9 protein-coding genes are annotated in these 16,135 nt (G+C 63.3%); 6 read left to right on the forward strand and 3 right to left on the reverse strand.

All coding sequences use genetic code 11. The features are described 5' to 3' along the window. The first annotated feature begins 35 nt into the window (after positions 1 to 35). Both WDJ58_RS07840 and WDJ58_RS07845 read left to right on the forward strand, forming a co-directional pair. Complete coding sequence (locus WDJ58_RS07840) at positions 36 to 1,784, forward strand: Rieske (2Fe-2S) protein (RefSeq protein ID WP_338917110.1); 1,749 nt, start codon at positions 36 to 38, stop codon at positions 1,782 to 1,784. Positions 1,785 to 1,993: 209 nt separating this feature from the next. Further along, positions 1,994 to 2,227: a hypothetical protein gene (locus WDJ58_RS07845; RefSeq protein WP_338917112.1), complete on the forward strand. Its 234-nt coding sequence runs from the start codon at positions 1,994 to 1,996 to the stop codon at positions 2,225 to 2,227. Between the two features lie 470 nt (positions 2,228 to 2,697). Here WDJ58_RS07845 and dnaK read toward each other — a convergent pair whose 3' ends face one another. Continuing rightward, complete coding sequence (gene dnaK / locus WDJ58_RS07850) at positions 2,698 to 4,605, reverse strand: molecular chaperone DnaK (RefSeq protein WP_338917113.1); 1,908 nt, start codon at positions 4,603 to 4,605, stop codon at positions 2,698 to 2,700. 213 nt (positions 4,606 to 4,818) lie between these two features. Then, the gene (locus WDJ58_RS07855) at positions 4,819 to 5,496 is read right to left on the reverse strand and encodes a nucleotide exchange factor GrpE (protein ID WP_338917114.1); all 678 of its coding nucleotides are present in this window, start codon (positions 5,494 to 5,496) and stop codon (positions 4,819 to 4,821) included. 125 nt (positions 5,497 to 5,621) lie between these two features. Here WDJ58_RS07855 and WDJ58_RS07860 point away from each other — a divergent pair, with 125 nt between their 5' ends. Both WDJ58_RS07860 and WDJ58_RS07865 read left to right on the forward strand, forming a co-directional pair. Then, the gene (locus WDJ58_RS07860) at positions 5,622 to 6,983 is read left to right on the forward strand and encodes a DEAD/DEAH box helicase (RefSeq protein ID WP_338917116.1); all 1,362 of its coding nucleotides are present in this window, start codon (positions 5,622 to 5,624) and stop codon (positions 6,981 to 6,983) included. Positions 6,984 to 7,408: 425 nt separating this feature from the next. Then, the gene (locus tag WDJ58_RS07865) at positions 7,409 to 7,618 is read left to right on the forward strand and encodes a hypothetical protein (protein ID WP_338917117.1); all 210 of its coding nucleotides are present in this window, start codon (positions 7,409 to 7,411) and stop codon (positions 7,616 to 7,618) included. A 109-nt stretch (positions 7,619 to 7,727) separates the two neighbouring features. Here WDJ58_RS07865 and WDJ58_RS07870 read toward each other — a convergent pair whose 3' ends face one another. Continuing rightward, positions 7,728 to 8,411 (reverse strand): hypothetical protein, encoded by a 684-nt coding sequence (locus WDJ58_RS07870; protein ID WP_338917118.1) that lies wholly within the window; start codon positions 8,409 to 8,411, stop codon positions 7,728 to 7,730. Between the two features lie 230 nt (positions 8,412 to 8,641). Between WDJ58_RS07870 and WDJ58_RS07875 the strand changes: the two genes are divergently transcribed. Together WDJ58_RS07875 and WDJ58_RS07880 are read left to right on the forward strand one after the other, a co-directional pair. Continuing rightward, positions 8,642 to 12,652, forward strand: a complete 4,011-nt coding sequence (locus WDJ58_RS07875; RefSeq protein WP_338917119.1) for an Eco57I restriction-modification methylase domain-containing protein — start codon at positions 8,642 to 8,644, stop codon at positions 12,650 to 12,652. After that, complete coding sequence (locus tag WDJ58_RS07880) at positions 12,645 to 16,052, forward strand: helicase-related protein (protein ID WP_338917121.1); 3,408 nt, start codon at positions 12,645 to 12,647, stop codon at positions 16,050 to 16,052. The genes WDJ58_RS07875 and WDJ58_RS07880 overlap by 8 nt, the downstream gene beginning before the upstream one ends. The last annotated feature ends 83 nt before the right edge of the window (positions 16,053 to 16,135 follow it).

Genomic DNA, 16,135 nt, shown 5'->3' on the forward strand with positions numbered 1-16,135 from the left:
GAACGCTCTTGTCCCCTCGAACGCTGTGTGAGTGTATGGCACGAGCCGCCGACTACGTTCCCGTGGCCGATTTCGACGACCTGCGCGAGCGGGGACAGGACGTCGTCAGCCAGGGCGGACAGGCGATCGCCCTCTTCTACCACGACGGCGAGGTGTACGCGGTCGACAACCGTTGTCCGCACATGGGGTTCCCGCTGACTCGTGGAAGCCTCGAGGACGGCGTCCTTACCTGTCACTGGCACCACGCCCGCTTCGAACTCGAGGAGGGCGACACGTTCGACATCTGGGCCGACGACGTCCAGACGTTCCCCACCGACGTTCGTGATGGAGAGATCTATCTGGACCCCGATCCCGAACCGGACATCCCGCCGGCGACCCACTGGCGGAACCGGCTGGCGGACGGGCTCCAGGAGAACCTCTCGCTGGTGATGGCCAAGAGCGTCATCGGGCTGGACGAGGAGGGCGAGGGGTTCCACACGCCCGTCGAGACCGCGGTGAACTTCGGCACGAACTACCGTGACATGGGCTGGGGCCGCGGGCTCACGACCCTCGGCTGTATGGCGAACCTCTACGACGACGTCGGCGGCCGGGACAAGCGCCGCGCGATGTTCATGGGCGTCCGCGAGGTTGCCGACGAGTCCGCCGGCGAGCCACCACGGTTCCAGCAGTACGGCTTCGACAACCGCGAGGTCCCGAAGGAGCGGTTGAAACGATGGTTCCGCGAGAACTGCGAGGTTCGCGACGCCAACGGCGCGGAGCGCGTCCTCCTGACCGCGATCGCCAATCTCCCCGAGGCGGACGTCGCGGAGATCCTGTTCGCCGCCGCGACCGACCACCTCTACATGAACGCCTCGCACACGCTCGACTTCCTCAACACGGCGTTCGAGACCCTCGACCACATCGGGTACGACGAGCACGCCGACTCGGTGCTCGCCTCGACGGTTCCACAGCTCACGGGTGCGACCCGCTCGGAGGAACTCTCCTCCTGGCGTAACCCGATCGACATCGCGGAACTCGTGTTCGACGCCCACGACCGGCTCCCCGATCTCGTCGCCGCCGGCGAGGGGCGGAGCTGGAAACGTCCGGACGGGTTCGTCGGGACGCTCATGGACGACGACCCCGAGGCGATACTCGACGCGCTCACGGGTGCCATCCGCGAGGGGGCGACTCGGGAACAGCTCGCCGACGCCGTCGCGCGCGCTGCGACCCGGCGGGTCGCCTACTTCGCGACGAACAACGAGTTTGGAGACTGGGACACGGTCCACCACACGTTCACGTACGCGAACGCGGTTCATCGAGCGACCCGCCGGACGGACGCCGTCGAACTCTACCGCGGCTGCTTCGACGGCGCGATGTCGGTCTACCTCGACCGGTTTCTCAACAGCCCGCGAGCGCCGATGCCCTCCCCGGGCGAGTCCGACTCCACTCGGGACCCCGCCGAGGTGCGCGAGGACCTGCTCTCCTGTTTCGACGAGCAGGGGAAGGTCAACCGCGCGGCCACGCTCGTCCACGAGCACTTCGACGTCGGCGGCGACCCGGGGGACCTGAAGCGGACCCTCGGGAGGGGATTGCTCCGCGAGGACGCCGACTTCCACACGCTCCAGAACCTCGAAGCGGCCTTCCGCCGGTTCGAGGCGGTCGAGGAGGACGAGGCCCGGCGAATGGCGCTCGTGGCTCCCGCCCGGTACATGGCCGCGCACTCCCCCACCCGACGGGAGGCCGAGCAGACGTTCTCGATCGCTACCCGTCTGCATCGGGGTGAACGGCTCCACGAGGTGGAGTAGGGCGATCGGACGGATCGCGGGTCGCGGTAACCTCGCTGGCGCTCGACGAACCGCGTCGTATCCAGCGGTGCGGGGCCGTGGGAAGCCTCGTCGTTTACGGCGAGGAGGATGTCACCGCTTATCCGCTGCAGTCCCCAACCGCGGGCGATGAACGGATCCGTCTTCAGTGTGCTCGATCGCCAGCGACACCGGCACCCGGTACCGAGCTGATGGGGATACTCAACCAACTCTGGTGGCTGGTGGGTGTCGTGATGGCGATGCCGCTGCTGGTTCCCGGCGTCGGACTCCTCAACGACGGCTCCCAGTGGGGTGTTCTGCTCCTCGCGCTGGGCCTCGTTGCGCTGTTCGCGCCGGAGTATATCAGGTGGCGATTGTTCGGCGGGAGTTCCCCGTTCAAGCGGGTCCCGCTACTCGGCACACGCGCGGACAACGACGAGGCGTGAACACCCGCCCCGGCGGCAGATACGAGAGTATTGCCGCGTTCGACGACCGTGCGATACATCGGCCGGTATCGGTTCCGGGCAGTACGGACCGGAACCAGGGTGCACGATACGTGCTCCGTGTTCGACACGGCCCACGGGATCCAATCACGGTACCGTAACTCCGACGATCCGGCCCATCGGAACCGCGAGCGGCCGAACTCCCACCTCCACGGCGATCGAGGACGGTCATCCACGGTATGTCACCCGACGTCGTCCGGGGTCGGGGAAGGCGACCACTCCTCGCGGATCGCTCCGCTTTCCGCTCCGATGTTCGAGGTTCTCCCCTCGCTGCGACCGCGCTACTGCCCGCGGTTCACGCCGTTCCCCGCTCGCTTTTCCGAGGCGCGAGCGAAGCGAGCACCTCGCTACTCCTCACGGCTCGCTTCGCTCGCCGTTCGGATTTCGGAGACGCTCCCTTCGGTCGCGTCTCCCTACTCCTCGTCGTCCTCGTCGTCCACGTCCTCGAAGTCGGCGTCGACGAAGTCCTCGCCGTCGCCGTCCGCGGCACCCGCACCCGGGCCGGCACCGCCAGGGCCCGCACCGCCGGGACCGGCACCGCCCATGCCGGCACCGCCGGCGGCCTGCTGCTGGGCCTGCTGTTCGTACATCTGCTTGCCGATCTCCTGGAGCTCCGTCGAGAGCGCCTCGGTGACCTCCTCGTAGTCCTCCTTGGTGGCGTCCTCGTCCTCGAGGACCTCGCGGACGTCCTCGATGCGGTCCTCGATCTCCTCGCGCAGGTCGTCGTCGACGTTCTCCTCGTTCTCCTCCAGGAGCGTCTCGGCGCGCTGGACGGACGACTCGGCCTCGTTGCGGGCCTCGATGCGCTCGCGGCGCTGCTGGTCCTCCTCGGCGTGCTCCTCGGCCTCCTGCTGCATCTGCTCGATCTGGTCGTCGGAGAGACCGGCACCGCCCTCGATGGTGATGTCCTCCCTGTTGCCCGAGCCCTTGTCCTCGGCCTCGACGTTGACGATGCCGTTCTCGTCGATGTTGAACGTCACCTCGATCTGCGGGGTGCCGGCGGGCGCCGGCGGGATACCGGCGAGCTGGAACTCGCCCAGGAGCTCGTTCTCGTTGGCGATCTCGCGCTCACCCTGGAACACGCGGACCTGGACCTGGGTCTGGTTGTCGGCGGCGGTGGTGAACACCTTCGACTCTTCCGTGGGAATCGTGGTGTTCTTCTCGATGAGCCGCTCGAACAGCCCGCCCTTGACCTCGATCCCGAGCGAGAGCGGCGTGACGTCGAGCAGGACGATGTCGTCGACGTCGCCCGAGAGCACGCCGCCCTGGATGGCCGCGCCGAGCGCGACGGCCTCGTCGGGGTTGACCGACTTGCGGGGGTCCTGTCCGGCGAGCTCCTCGACCTTCTCGCGGACCTGCGGCATCCGCGTGGAACCACCGACGAGGAGCACCTCGTCGATGTCGGACTTGTCGTAGCCCGCGTCCTCCAGCGCCTGCTCCGTTGGGCCGACGGTCCGTTCGAGGAGGTCGCCCGTGAGCGCCTCGAACTTCGCCCGCGAGAGCTTCGCCTCGAGGTCCTTCGGGCCGTCGTCGTCCGCGGCGATGAACGGGAGCGTGATCGTCGCCTCCTTCCGGTTGGAGAGTTCGATCTTCGCCTCCTCTGCGGCGTCCTTGAGCCGCTGGAGCGCCTGGCGGTCCTCCCGGAGGTCGATGCCGTGCTCGTCCTCGAAGTCGTCGGCCAGCCAGTCGATGATCTCCTGGTCCCAGTCGTCGCCGCCGAGGTCGTTGTCGCCGTTGGTGGCGACGACCTCGTAGACGCCGCCGCCGAGATCGAGGATCGAGACGTCGAAGGTCCCGCCTCCGAGGTCGTAGACGAGGACTGTCTGGTCCGAATCGTCGTCGAGGCCGTAGGCCATCGACGCGGCGGTGGGCTCGTTGATGATACGCTCGACGTCGAAGCCGGCGATCTCGCCGGCGTCCTTCGTCGCCTGGCGCTGGCTGTCCGAGAAGTACGCCGGGACGGTGATGACGGCCTTCTCGACCTCGTCGCCGAGGTACTCCTCGGCGTCGCGCTTGATCTTCTGGAGGATCATCGCCGAGATCTGCTCGGGGGTGTACTCCTCCCCCTCGATGTCGACGCTGTAGCCGTCCTCGCCCATGTGTCGCTTGATGGACTGGATGGTCCGCTCGGGGTTCTGGACGGCCTGGTTCTTCGCGGGCTTGCCGACGAGGCGCTCGCCGTCGTCGGTGAACGCGACCACCGAGGGCGTCGTGCGGTCGCCCTCGGCGTTCGAGATGATCTCGGGATCGCCACCCTCCATCACCGCGAACGCGGAGTTGGTGGTACCGAGGTCGATACCGAGGATCTTGTTGCTCGCCATTGTTGGCTACGTGTAGCCGCTTGTGCCCGTTAAAGATTACTAGACGGTACGAACGTCGCCCGCGAGCCACCACGACCGTGTCGGGCGGTTTTGCCGACGGTCGCTCTCTATGACCACGTGAATTTTTACCGAACCGCTCTCAGCGTTCACCTCGTCGCGAGGGCCGGCCCGAGCGGGGGACGACCGGTCGAACGCCCGTCGGTCGGGGACCGCCTACTCCTCGCTCTCCTCGGCGACCGTGACCTGCGCCGGGCGGAGCACCCGCTCGGCCATCTCGTAGCCGGCTCGGTGGACGCCGTCGACGCTCCCCTCGGGGTGTTCGGAGTCGACGCGCATCAGCACCTCGTGGCGCTCGGGGTCGACCGCCTCGCCCGGCTCGGGGTCGATCGCCTGGACGTCCTCGGCGTCGAGCACCCGGTCGAACTGGTCGAGCGTCTTCTCGATTCCCGGCCGGACGTCGACGTCCTCGTCCTGGTCGAGCGCGCGCACGAGGTTATCCCGGACGTCGAGCAGGCGCTCGACCAGGGACTCCGTCGCGCGCTTTCGCTCGCGCTCCTGCTTTCGCTCCATCCGCTTCTTGAAGTTCTGGAAGTCGGCCTGCTTGTGCTTGAGCTTCGACTCCAGCTCCTCGACCTGTTCCTCGGCTTCGGCCGCTCGCTCTTCGGCCTCGTCGGCCCGCTCCCGGAGCGCGCGTATCTCCCGGGCGAGGATCTCGGGGTCCTCCTCGGCGACACGCTCGCGGAGCTCCGGCTCCTCCTCGCTTCCGGTGCTCGCCTCGTCCTCGGGGCTGGTCCCGTTCCCCGCTTCGGGGGTGGACCCGTCGGTCTCCGGGCTACCCTCGGGGGCGGTGCCGTCCGGCGTTTCCTCCTCGGCACCCTCGTTCTCGCTCATACTCGAATCGAGGGGCCGCGACGTGTATAAGGGTTGAGAAACCGTTCGTGATCGACCACGAGCCACCGGGGACCCGTGGCCTCCTCGACGAGGGATTCAAGCCCCAGTACGCCCCACCTCGGCACGTGACCGACGCGTCCGTCCGGCTGACGTTCGAGGGGGGGACCGTCCGGGTGGACGCCCCCCGGGACCTCCTCGAGACGCTGCCGGACGTCGAGTACGACCCCCGGACCGAGACGGGTCGCACGCCGGGGTTCCGGTACGCAACGCTCCGGGCGGCGCTCGCCGAACACGACGTCGAGGTCGAGGACCGTGTCCTCGCGCTTTCCGACCTCCCCGCCCTCCGCTCGGCCTACGAACTCCGCGAGTACCAGCACGAGGCCCTCGACGCCTGGCGTGACGCCGGGCAGCGGGGCGTCCTCGAACTCCCGACCGGGAGCGGGAAGACCGTTATCGCGCTGAAGGCGATCGAGGCGCTCTCGATCCCTACCCTCATCGTGGTCCCGACCATCGACCTGCTCGACCAGTGGGAGCGCGAACTCGGTACCGAGTTCGACGTCGATCTCGGGCGGCTCGGCGGCGGCGAACAGCGCGTCGAACCCATCACCGTCTCGACGTACGACTCGGCGTACCTCCGGGCGGACGAACTCGGCGACCGGTTCGAACTCGTGATCTTCGACGAGGTCCACCACCTCGGCGGCGAGGGGTTCCGGGACATCGGACGGCTGCTCGCCGCGCCCGCCCGGCTCGGCCTGACGGCGACGTTCGAGCGGCCCGACGGCGCACACGAGGTCGTCGAGGAGCTGGTGGGGCCGGTCGTTTACCGGCTCTCCGCGGAGGACCTCGCCGGCGATCACCTCGCCGCCTTCGACATCAAGCGGATCGAGGTGGCGCTCACCCCCGAGGAGCGCGAGCGCTACGAGGAGTTCCAGGGAACGTTCACCGACTACCTCGCGCAGTCGGGCATCCAGATGCGATCGGGGAGCGACTACCGCGAGATCGTCAAGCGGTCGGGCAACGACCCCGCGGCGCGCGAGGCGCTCCTGGCGAAACAGCGCGCCCGCGAGGTGATGATGAACGCCGAGGGGAAGGTCGAGGAGCTCGCGGGGATACTCGACCGCCACCGCGGGGACCGCGTCATCGTCTTCACCGCCTACACCGATCTCGTCTACCGGCTCTCGGAGCGGTTCCTGATCCCCGCGATCACCCACGAGGTCCCGAAAGTACAAGCACGCCGGCGTATCTTGGAGAAGTTCCGACGTGGCGAGTACAGCCGGATCGTCAGCTCGCACGTCCTTGACGAGGGGGTGGATGTACCTGATGCGAATGTCGCGGTTATCCTCGGAGGAAGCGGGAGCGAAAGGGAGTTCAAACAACGCCTCGGCCGCGTCCTGCGACCGAAGGCAGAAGGCGAGCGAGCTATCCTATATGAGATAATCGCCGAAGAGACGGCCGAGGAGCGAGTTGCTGAACGAAGACGTGGATAGAGCTTCGTTGCGCTTCAGGGACACCCCCCTATTATATGTCAGCTCAAATCTGGTGAGGAGGTAGATATAAAGAAGGGGTATTTCGGCCAGATTTGTTTTATCTATCTGTTTCAACACATCTTCCAACGCCAGGGTATTGCCGTTGATATGAAGCCATTCTCGTCGGTATTCGTAGTCCGGCACGAGTACTCCGACCGCAGTACAGAAGACGTCACTGTGTAGTCGTGGATCGAATGGACGATTTCGCCGACCTGATCCGCTTCCCGTGGCGCTCACGATTGCATTATCGGGTGAAACTCCTCATGTGACCGTGGACACCCATCCTGTAAGACGCTCACGATTAGTCTGGGCTCTTCGACGCGCTTCGGTATCCACCCTGATCGTTCTCACCTCCCTGGTGCGGGTCGCAGGTCACGCCACCGAACATGGTGGACTGTCCCGTCGTGGAGCTTGATCCTGAACAGGTGAGCGTCTCGTGGATCGCCAGTGTGGTGGCCTGCGTCGTCCTCAACAACCTCTACTACGATCCCGTACTGACCATGGAGTCGGTCGTGGTCGGGATCCGCTTGATCGGGGATGTCCACACGAACTTGATCCCCCTCCTCGAACCGCCTCATTACGCTCCCTATCGGTAGAGAAAACTTGTGCTTTCGGTCGTTACTCCGAAACGAACAGCTCGAGGCCAGAAATGTTACTGTGCGTCCTCCACGTATCGGTACTGAATAGCAAGGAATACGAACGCGGTTAGCCTCGATACCCGACGATCAGACCACACTCCGGGCAATTGATGGCCGAGGAGTCGCCGAGATCGGTAAACGACTGGTCCACGGTGAGTTCACCACCGCACCTCGGACAGCTGCCCGACCTCGAGAGGTCGGATACCGAAGTGAGCGCCTCGATACGAGGAGCCACCTGCCGAGCGTGGGTAGAAACCTGTTCCAGCTGCTCCTCGAGCGCAGAGAGATCCTCGTACGATACCTTCGACACTTCGTGGTCATCGATGACTTCCCGCTCTGTGTGCAATTCCTCTCGCAGGTATTCGAGCTCGTCCTGCTGCCGCTCGAGAAGCGACTCCAGCTCGGTCACCCGTGACTCAAGCTCTCCCGCACTGGCGGAATCATCGGTATTCGCGCCGTCAGCCGTGTCGTGGGCAGATACGACGTCCGTGCCTCCATCAGCCCGCTCTCTGGCGGAGGGGTCACTCGAGATGTGGAACCCCGACGTTTCGTCATCGAGCTGTATACGGGCCGTTTTTGAACACGCCGGACATTCCAGCTCGCCGTTTTCCGACTGGTGGTAGAGGTTGAGCAGTCGGCGGAGCAGCTCGGATCTGCTCACGCCAATCTCGTCTGCTGATTCGTCGATGAGGACTCGTGTCTGTTCGTCGACCTTGGTCGTGATCGGGTGGTTTCCTTGGCATGTTGCCATGGTATTACTTAGTATTACTACTGGAGAATAATAGAGATTGTGGGCGTTTACCCGATAATACTGGCAGCTGGCTGGTGATGGGCTGATCGTTTCACCCTACATGCAAGCGAGTCAATCCCCGAGCTCCTCGGTCATCGAATAATTGGTAGCACAGGACTCCGAGCGAGGAATACCCGACGGAAACGGTTTTCACCCGTACCTATTTGCGTACCCCCTGCAACTCCGCCAACATGTCTAATGGCTTTTTCCTGGGAGACGATGGAATTCCCTGGGAATCGGAGCGGACTGGAGCAGAATGCACGGTCCATCTGGGTGAGGGGAGCGGGAGTATACTGGAGGTAGTCGTCACTGAATCAGAGGGGAGACCGACCAAGGAGTTTCTTCAAAATACGTATACCGACCGCCGAGACGGCCGGGTCGCACCAGTGCTCATTGTCGCGCAGTACAGCGGGAACAAGGTCGGTCTCTGTGGCCCCAGCGGCGAGGAGCCGATGGTGTTCCGCGACGTCGACGCCGGCCAGGCGAAGCGAGTCTGCGCTGCTGCCCTCGACAAGCCAAGCGGGAGTGCAGCCCGTGACTTCCTGAAGGACATCATCCCACAGCTCTCGGAGGATCTCACGGGAGTACACAACCAGGGTCTTCTCTCGACTCACGAGCTGAAGGTGGGTGTTCCCGATCGAGATGACTGGACCGAGTCAGCCGAACGGGCGCGCGGCGCCATGGCAGACGACCCCCGCGACCTGCTCAAGGGGCTCAACTACACCATCGAGCGCGACACCGACCACAGCTACGTCCTGAAGCACACTGAGGATGGTCGGGAGTCGGCAGTTGCGGTCTTCCTCCAGGAGGAGGAATCGTTCGAGCACAAGCAGGACCGTTTCGTCGGAGATTCGCCGGTCGCCTACGCCCTCCGCCAGGCCGAGCAGCGCAACCTCGACTACGTGATCGGGAGTTCGGGCGATCAGCTCCGGCTCTACACGACGAACCCTGAGGCCGGCTTCGGCTCCCGTGGGCAGACCGACACCTACGTCGAGGTGAACACTCGCCTCCTCGACGACGAGCAGGCGGCCTACCTCTGGCTGCTCTTCTCCGGTGACGCCCTGCGCGAGGACGGCAGCCTCCACCAGATCATGGAGGACTCGAAGGAGTACGCCACCGGACTCGGTGAGCGTCTCCGAGACCGGATCTACGTCGATGTGGTCCCCCAACTCGCCGAGGCGCTGGCCGAGGCCCGTGATCTCGACGACCCCGACAAGGACGAACTCGACGAGACCTACCGGATGACGCTGGTGCTGCTCTATCGGCTGCTGTTCGTCGCCTACGCCGAAGACGAGCGGTTCCTCCCACGCTATCGCAACAACCAGTACGACAAGTACTCGATCAAGCAGAAGGCCCGCGACATCCACGAGGGGATGAAGTACGACGATAACCTTACCATCCTCTGGGACGAGGTCACGACACTCACGGAGGCGATTCACGAGGGGAGTTCGAATATGGGTCTACCCGCGTACGACGGGCGCCTCCTCTCGAATGACTCCGAATGGACTGAGGCTGGCTATCAGCTCTCCCAAGTTCAACTCACAGATGCGGAGTTTGGCCCGGCGCTCGAAGCACTGCTCATCGACGAGACGCCAGACGGCTGGGAGGGTCCGGTCGACTTCCGCAACGTCGGCGTTCGCGAGTTCGGCGTTATCTACGAGGGCCTGCTCGAGTCCGAACTATCCGTCGCGGAGCAGGGCCTCGCCATCGAGATCGATGACGGCGACGAGCAGTATGTGCCCGCAGACGAGGGCGACGAGGTCATCATCGGGGAGGGAGAGGTATATCTCCACGGCCAGTCTGGCGAGCGCAAGGCCACCGGCACATACTACACCAAAACGCGGTTCGTCGAGCATTTGCTGGACTACTCGCTGGAGCCTGCGCTGGACAACCACCTCGATCGCGTTGACCGTATCCGCGAGGAGGAAGGGGATGCGGCCGCTGCGGACGCCTTTTTCGACTTCCGGACGGCAGACATCGCGATGGGGTCGGGCCACTTCCTCGTTGGTGCCGTCGACCGCATCGAGAAGGCGTTCCGGAACTACCTTCAAGAGACCACACTCACCGGTGTTGAGGAGGAGTTGGACAACCTGAAGAACGCTGCCGAGGCCGCGTTCGAGAGCGAGGAATACACCCCCGACATCGAGCGGAGCCAGCTTCTCCGGCGGCAGATTGCCAGGCGCTGCATCTATGGCGTCGACCTAAACGAACTGGCGACGGAACTCGCACGGCTCTCACTGTGGGTTCACACCTTTGTCCCGGGGCTGCCGCTGACTTTCCTCGACTACAACCTCCAGTCCGGCGATGCACTCGTCGGTGTCGGCACACTGGGTGAAGTCAGCGATGAGCTCGGGATGGAAGAGGATCAGGTGACGCTGGGCAATTTTGACAGCGGCTCTGGCATCGTCGACGAACTTGATGATGAGATTCAAAGGGCGAAGAACGTCTCGGATACGAGCGCGGAGAAGGTGCAGGAGGCCCGCGCTACTCGGGACCGTATCGACGACTCGCTTGCCCCCGTTCGCGCACGGTTAGACATCCTCACAGCGGCTCGCATCAACGACGACATCAACACAAATCTCGCCACTGACACGAGTATTGACGATCCGAGGGGCCTCTCGACCTACGATGACGTTAAGGAAGTGCTGGACCCGTTCGACGTATTCCACTTCCCGACCGCGTTCCCAGAAGTATTCGAGGGTAATCGCGCCGGGTTCGACACCATCGTGGGGAATCCACCCTGGGATAAGGTACTGTTTGAGCCCCAGCAGTTCTGGGTAACTCGTCATCCGGGGCTTAATGCGCTCTCCAAGACCCGGAGGGACGACCGCATAGAGGAACTCCGTGAGAAGTTCCCTTGGCAGGCAGAAGAGGAGAAGGAAGAACAGGAGCAGCGCGAACAGTACCAGGAGTACGTCGGTAACTCCTTCGATGATCAGGGACGGGGTCACTACGACTATGCCAAACTGTTCGTTGAGCGGGCGACCGACCTACTGAATGACGACGGTGACCTTGGTTACGTACTGCCGCGCCAGTGTCTCGTTCTCGGCGGCTGGAAGCAGCTTCGTCGCCGGCTTATAGCCGATTCCGAAGCTACTGTTCTGCAGGCTCGGAACGCAGGCGGGTGGATTTTTGAAAACGTCGAGGCACGATATATGATTGTCCTCATCACTTCTACCTCAACCGAGGAGGAGGAGGTGGGAGCACACGTTTGGCCGGCTATTGAAGAGGAACAGGCGATGGATGAAATCTCGCTCTCGAACTCAATATACCTCACGTATGACGATCTCGCCAGTTTAACAACTGAAAGCCGGCTGGTTGTGCCGTGGTTCAACAGTGATGGGGCGCGGGATGTTTTCCCGAAGATGAGGAATCAGCCGCGATTGTCGGACGAGGACGGATGGTTCTCCGGAATCCACGACTCACGGTGGGACTTCCGGGGCTCCGGACGGCACAGCCACATCTCCAACAGCGAGCGGGAGCCGCATCACTGGCGGGTGTTCATGACTCGAAGCGTGGACCAGTACAGTATCAACGAGGAGAAGGAATTCCGCCGGTTCGTCGATCCAGAGGATCTCCTCCGGGAGGGGGAAGACTTAGAAACGGAAGATGAGGAGGTCCGGCTCAGTTCCAGTCACCCGACGGTTACGTTCCGTCACGTCTCCCGGAACGATGATACCCGAACGATGATTGCGACTGTCCTCCCCGAATCTGAGTTCGTTTACTGCGCGGGTTACGTTCACGCCGTCGACCATGATCCGGAGACATCCATCGAGGATCTGCTGGCTCTTCTCGGATATTTCAACAGCTTCACCGGTGGGTGGTGGGCCCGGCGTATCGTCGACCGGCACGTTACCGCACCCGTTATCAACAATATCCCGATTCCCAAGTGGGAGGAGAACCAGATTCAGCAGGTCGCCCACTTGGCAGGGGAACTGACCAGACGGAACGGAATCGAAACTCTTCCAGGGGGCATTCCGGTCCCAACTGGTAAAAGTACAGGAGAGCTTGAAGAAATGGAAATTATCGCTCGCATCGAGGCGCTGGTCGCGAAAGGTTATGAATTAGAACCGGAGGAACTGGACACGGTTCTCAGTGACTTCACGACGAAAGCCGCGTCGAACGATCTCCGAGACCGAATCCAAGAGATGGTTGCGGGTGGTACCGCGGGAGCTGCTTCCCTTGCAGAGGACGATGACTGACCGACCACAGTTCGTCGACAATCGCGACGGTAATACGCTCACCGCCGCCATCAACGAGTATCTTGATGGACTTGGCGCGGAACTCGTCGAGTCGCCAGATCTGGACGTAGTGACGGGCTACTTCAATCCGCGAGGGTATTTCTCCGTCCGCCAGGGACTGGAAGAGGTCGGCAACGTCCGGCTGCTCATCGGCGCCCAGCCCGGCGACGAGGGGCGCGAAAAGTGGCGCCAACCTGGCGACCCACTCGATGACGACCAGTATGACCAGGAACGTGTCGATGAGGTACTGCAGTCGTTGGACGAGGACCTCGCCCGGGACCGGGACCTGCTCGGCTTCTCCGAGAACGTCGAGGAGGGGTTGCGTGACCTGGTGGGCTGGCTTCGATCGGACAGCGTCGAAGTCCGACGCCACGAACAGGGGTTCGTCCACGGGAAGGCGTATCTGTTCTCAGAGGGTCACCAGGGAGTCATCGCCGGCTCGTCGAACTTCACCGGTGCGGGGCTGAACTCGAACCTGGAGCTGAACCTCGGAACCTACCAGCCACAGGTGACAGAGGAGGTCAACGGATGGTTCGAGGACCTCTGGACGGAGAGCGAGCCCTACGACCTCGCCTCGCTGTACGAGGAACGGTTCGAGCCGTTCGATCCGTACTTCATCTACATGCGGGTGCTGTACGAGCGCTACGGCGACGAGATCGAGGAAGAGCGTGAAGAAGAGGGCGGCATCCAGCTCGCGAACTTCCAGGAGGACGGTCGACGCCGGGCACGACGGTTCCTCGACGAGCGGGGTGGCGTCATTGTGGCCGACGAGGTCGGGCTCGGGAAGACCTACATCGGCGGGAAGCTGCTCGAGGAGACCGTCCAGGAGAACCGCCAACGGGCCCTGGTGGTGGCTCCGGCCTACCTCCGAGACGGCATGTGGGAGAGCGTACGCTCGGAGTGGAACTTCCACTTCGAGGTGATCTCGTACAGTCAGCTCCGGAACGAACGCCAGCTCGGCGGGGACACGGCGTACCTTCCGCAGGACGTCGACGACTACCAGATGGTAGTACTGGACGAGGCCCACGCCTTCCGGAACCCAGGCACCCAGCAGGCCCAGGCGCTCCGGCAGCTGCTCCGTGGGACACCCCCGAAGGATGTGGTGATGCTGACGGCAACGCCAGTCAATAACTCGCTATGGGACCTCTACTACCTCCTGCGATACTTCGTCCGCAACGACGCAGCCTTCGCCGACGAAGGTATTCGCTCGCTCAGAGACCGAATCAAGAGCGCCCAGTCCGAGGATCCCTCAGAGCTGAACCCCGAGTCCCTGTTCGACGTGCTCGACCAGACGACCGTCCGACGGACTCGGCGGTTCATCAAGGAGCACTACGACCAGGCACGGCTCCCCGACGGCGAGGGTGGGTACATCTACGTCGATTTCCCCGAACAGCGCCCCCGACGTATCGACTACGACTTCGACGACACGTTCGGGGACGATTTCTTCCAAGATATCGCCCATGGGCTCGCCGCCGGCGACGATATCGAAGAGTCGGATCTGAAGCTTGCCCGTTACAGGCCGTCATACTACCTCGAAGGCGAGGAGGACGGCTCTGAGCTGTCGCTCGTCGGTCTGCTTCGGACGGGGCTGCTGAAGCGGTTCGAGTCATCGTCGCAAGCGTTTGCGAACACGTTGGACCGGATGGTCAGACAGAACGAGACCGCTCTCAGACTGCTGCAGGAGGGCTACGTGCCGGAAGCCGAGGCCATAGACGAGTGGGTCGAGATGGACAGCGACGAAGCGTTCGAGGAAGCGTTCGAGGGAGTTGACGAAGCCCGTGTGAACGCCCGGCCCCTGACCGATGAGGAGGGGGATATCGAAGCGTTCCGTGCTGACCTGGAAAACGATCTCGAGATCCTCCGACGGTGGCGTGACCGGGCAAAGAAGGTCGGCCGGTCCGACGACGAGAAGCTCCACGCCCTACGGGATGCGCTTCATCATATCGTCGAGGACGCCCGTGAGGATGCCCGGGCAAACACGACGGACCACGAGGCTTTCGAGGGCGTCTTCGGACGCAACCGCAAGGTACTGCTGTTCTCGTACTACAAAGACACCGTCCGGTGGATCCTCGACTATCTGAAGGAGACCGTTCAGAACGACGAGGACCTCTCGTGCTACGAGGGGCGTATCGCAGCGGTAACCGGTGACGAGTCGATCGACGGCGTCTCACGGACGGATGCAGTCCACGGCTTCGCACCGAACTCCACCGATGCCCCCGAGGGAACGACCGACGACTACGATATCCTCATTGCGACCGACGTGCTTGGTCAGGGGGTCAATCTGCAGGACGCCCGGAACGTCATCAACTACGACCTGCCGTGGAATCCGATGCGGGTGGTCCAGCGGAACGGCCGGATTGACCGGGTGAACTCGCCCCACGACGAGATCTTCCCCCACTGTATTTTTCCGGAGGATCGGCTGGATGACCTGCTCGGCCTCGAGCACAGAGTCCGCCAGAAGCTCACACAAGCTGCTCGGACCATCGGAGAGGAGGGCGGTATCTTCCCCGACATGGAGACCGTCGACCGAAATTACGCTGACAAGAGAGGCGATATCGAGGCGATACGAAACGAACAGGAGGGAGCATACGAGCAGGGCGGACGCGAGGCCGCTGCCTACTCCGGCGAGGAGTACCGCCAGGAACTCCGTGAGGGACTCACCAATCACGAGGAGCGTATCACATCACTTCCGTGGGCAGCCGGTTCTGGGATGCGGGGCCCGTACCCCGGGTACTTCTTCTGTGCCCGTATCGGCGACGAACTCTACCTCCGGTTCCTCTCCGCAGAGAGGAACACCGCCGAGGGTGAGAGCGATTCGGACGACGAAGAGGAAGGGCCCATCCACGATACTCTCGGCTGTCTGAAACGAATCGAGTGTGACCCGGACACTGACCGTCACCTCCCTCCAGAGGCACGGGATGGCGTGTACGAGGCTTGGGACGAGGCTCGGGACGACATCTTCGCCCAGTGGCAGTACCAGGTGGACCCGCGAAACGTCCAGCCTGACGTGCCGAGGATACTGCGTGAAGTCCGAGAGCACCTCGCCGACCACCCACCGACCAACACTGATCAGGAGGGTGCAGAGCGCACACGGGAGGCTGTAGGCGCACCTCTCAGCCGCCGTGAGCAGCGCGAATTCAGGGAGATCTACGAAGACGGGGGGCTGGAACCGATTGAGAAGTCGAACCAATTCGTCGAGAAGGTCGACGAACTGGGGCTGGAACCATTCGAAAATCCGGATCCGAAACCTCGCATTCGCAAAGAGGATATCCAGCTCATCTGCTGGATGGTGGTGTCCCCAGAGGAGGAAGAATCTCGGAACTGGGGTGGACTCGAGGGACAATCGACTATCGGATTATAGGTCAATGGACGGAAATCCATTTTCTCAATGGCAATCACGACCGCTTCTACGGATCGGTCTTTGACGTCCACCGCTACGATGGG

This window comes from Salinirubellus litoreus (genome assembly GCF_037335815.1).
Taxonomy (GTDB): Archaea; Halobacteriota; Halobacteria; order Halobacteriales; family Haloarculaceae; genus Salinirubellus; species Salinirubellus litoreus.

Excerpts from the sequence above, each read along its gene's own strand:
- WDJ58_RS07875 (WP_338917119.1), top strand. The coding sequence starts at position 8,642 with ATGTCTAATGGCTTTTTCCTGGGAGACGATGGAATTCCCTGGGAATCG.
- WDJ58_RS07840 (WP_338917110.1), top strand. The coding sequence starts at position 36 with ATGGCACGAGCCGCCGACTACGTTCCCGTGGCCGATTTCGACGACCTG.
- WDJ58_RS07880 (WP_338917121.1), top strand. The coding sequence starts at position 12,645 with ATGACTGACCGACCACAGTTCGTCGACAATCGCGACGGTAATACGCTC.
- WDJ58_RS07845 (WP_338917112.1), top strand. The coding sequence starts at position 1,994 with ATGGGGATACTCAACCAACTCTGGTGGCTGGTGGGTGTCGTGATGGCG.
- WDJ58_RS07865 (WP_338917117.1), top strand. The coding sequence starts at position 7,409 with ATGGTGGACTGTCCCGTCGTGGAGCTTGATCCTGAACAGGTGAGCGTC.
- WDJ58_RS07855 (WP_338917114.1), bottom strand. The coding sequence starts at position 5,496 with ATGAGCGAGAACGAGGGTGCCGAGGAGGAAACGCCGGACGGCACCGCC.
- dnaK (WP_338917113.1), bottom strand. The coding sequence starts at position 4,605 with ATGGCGAGCAACAAGATCCTCGGTATCGACCTCGGTACCACCAACTCC.
- WDJ58_RS07870 (WP_338917118.1), bottom strand. The coding sequence starts at position 8,411 with ATGGCAACATGCCAAGGAAACCACCCGATCACGACCAAGGTCGACGAA.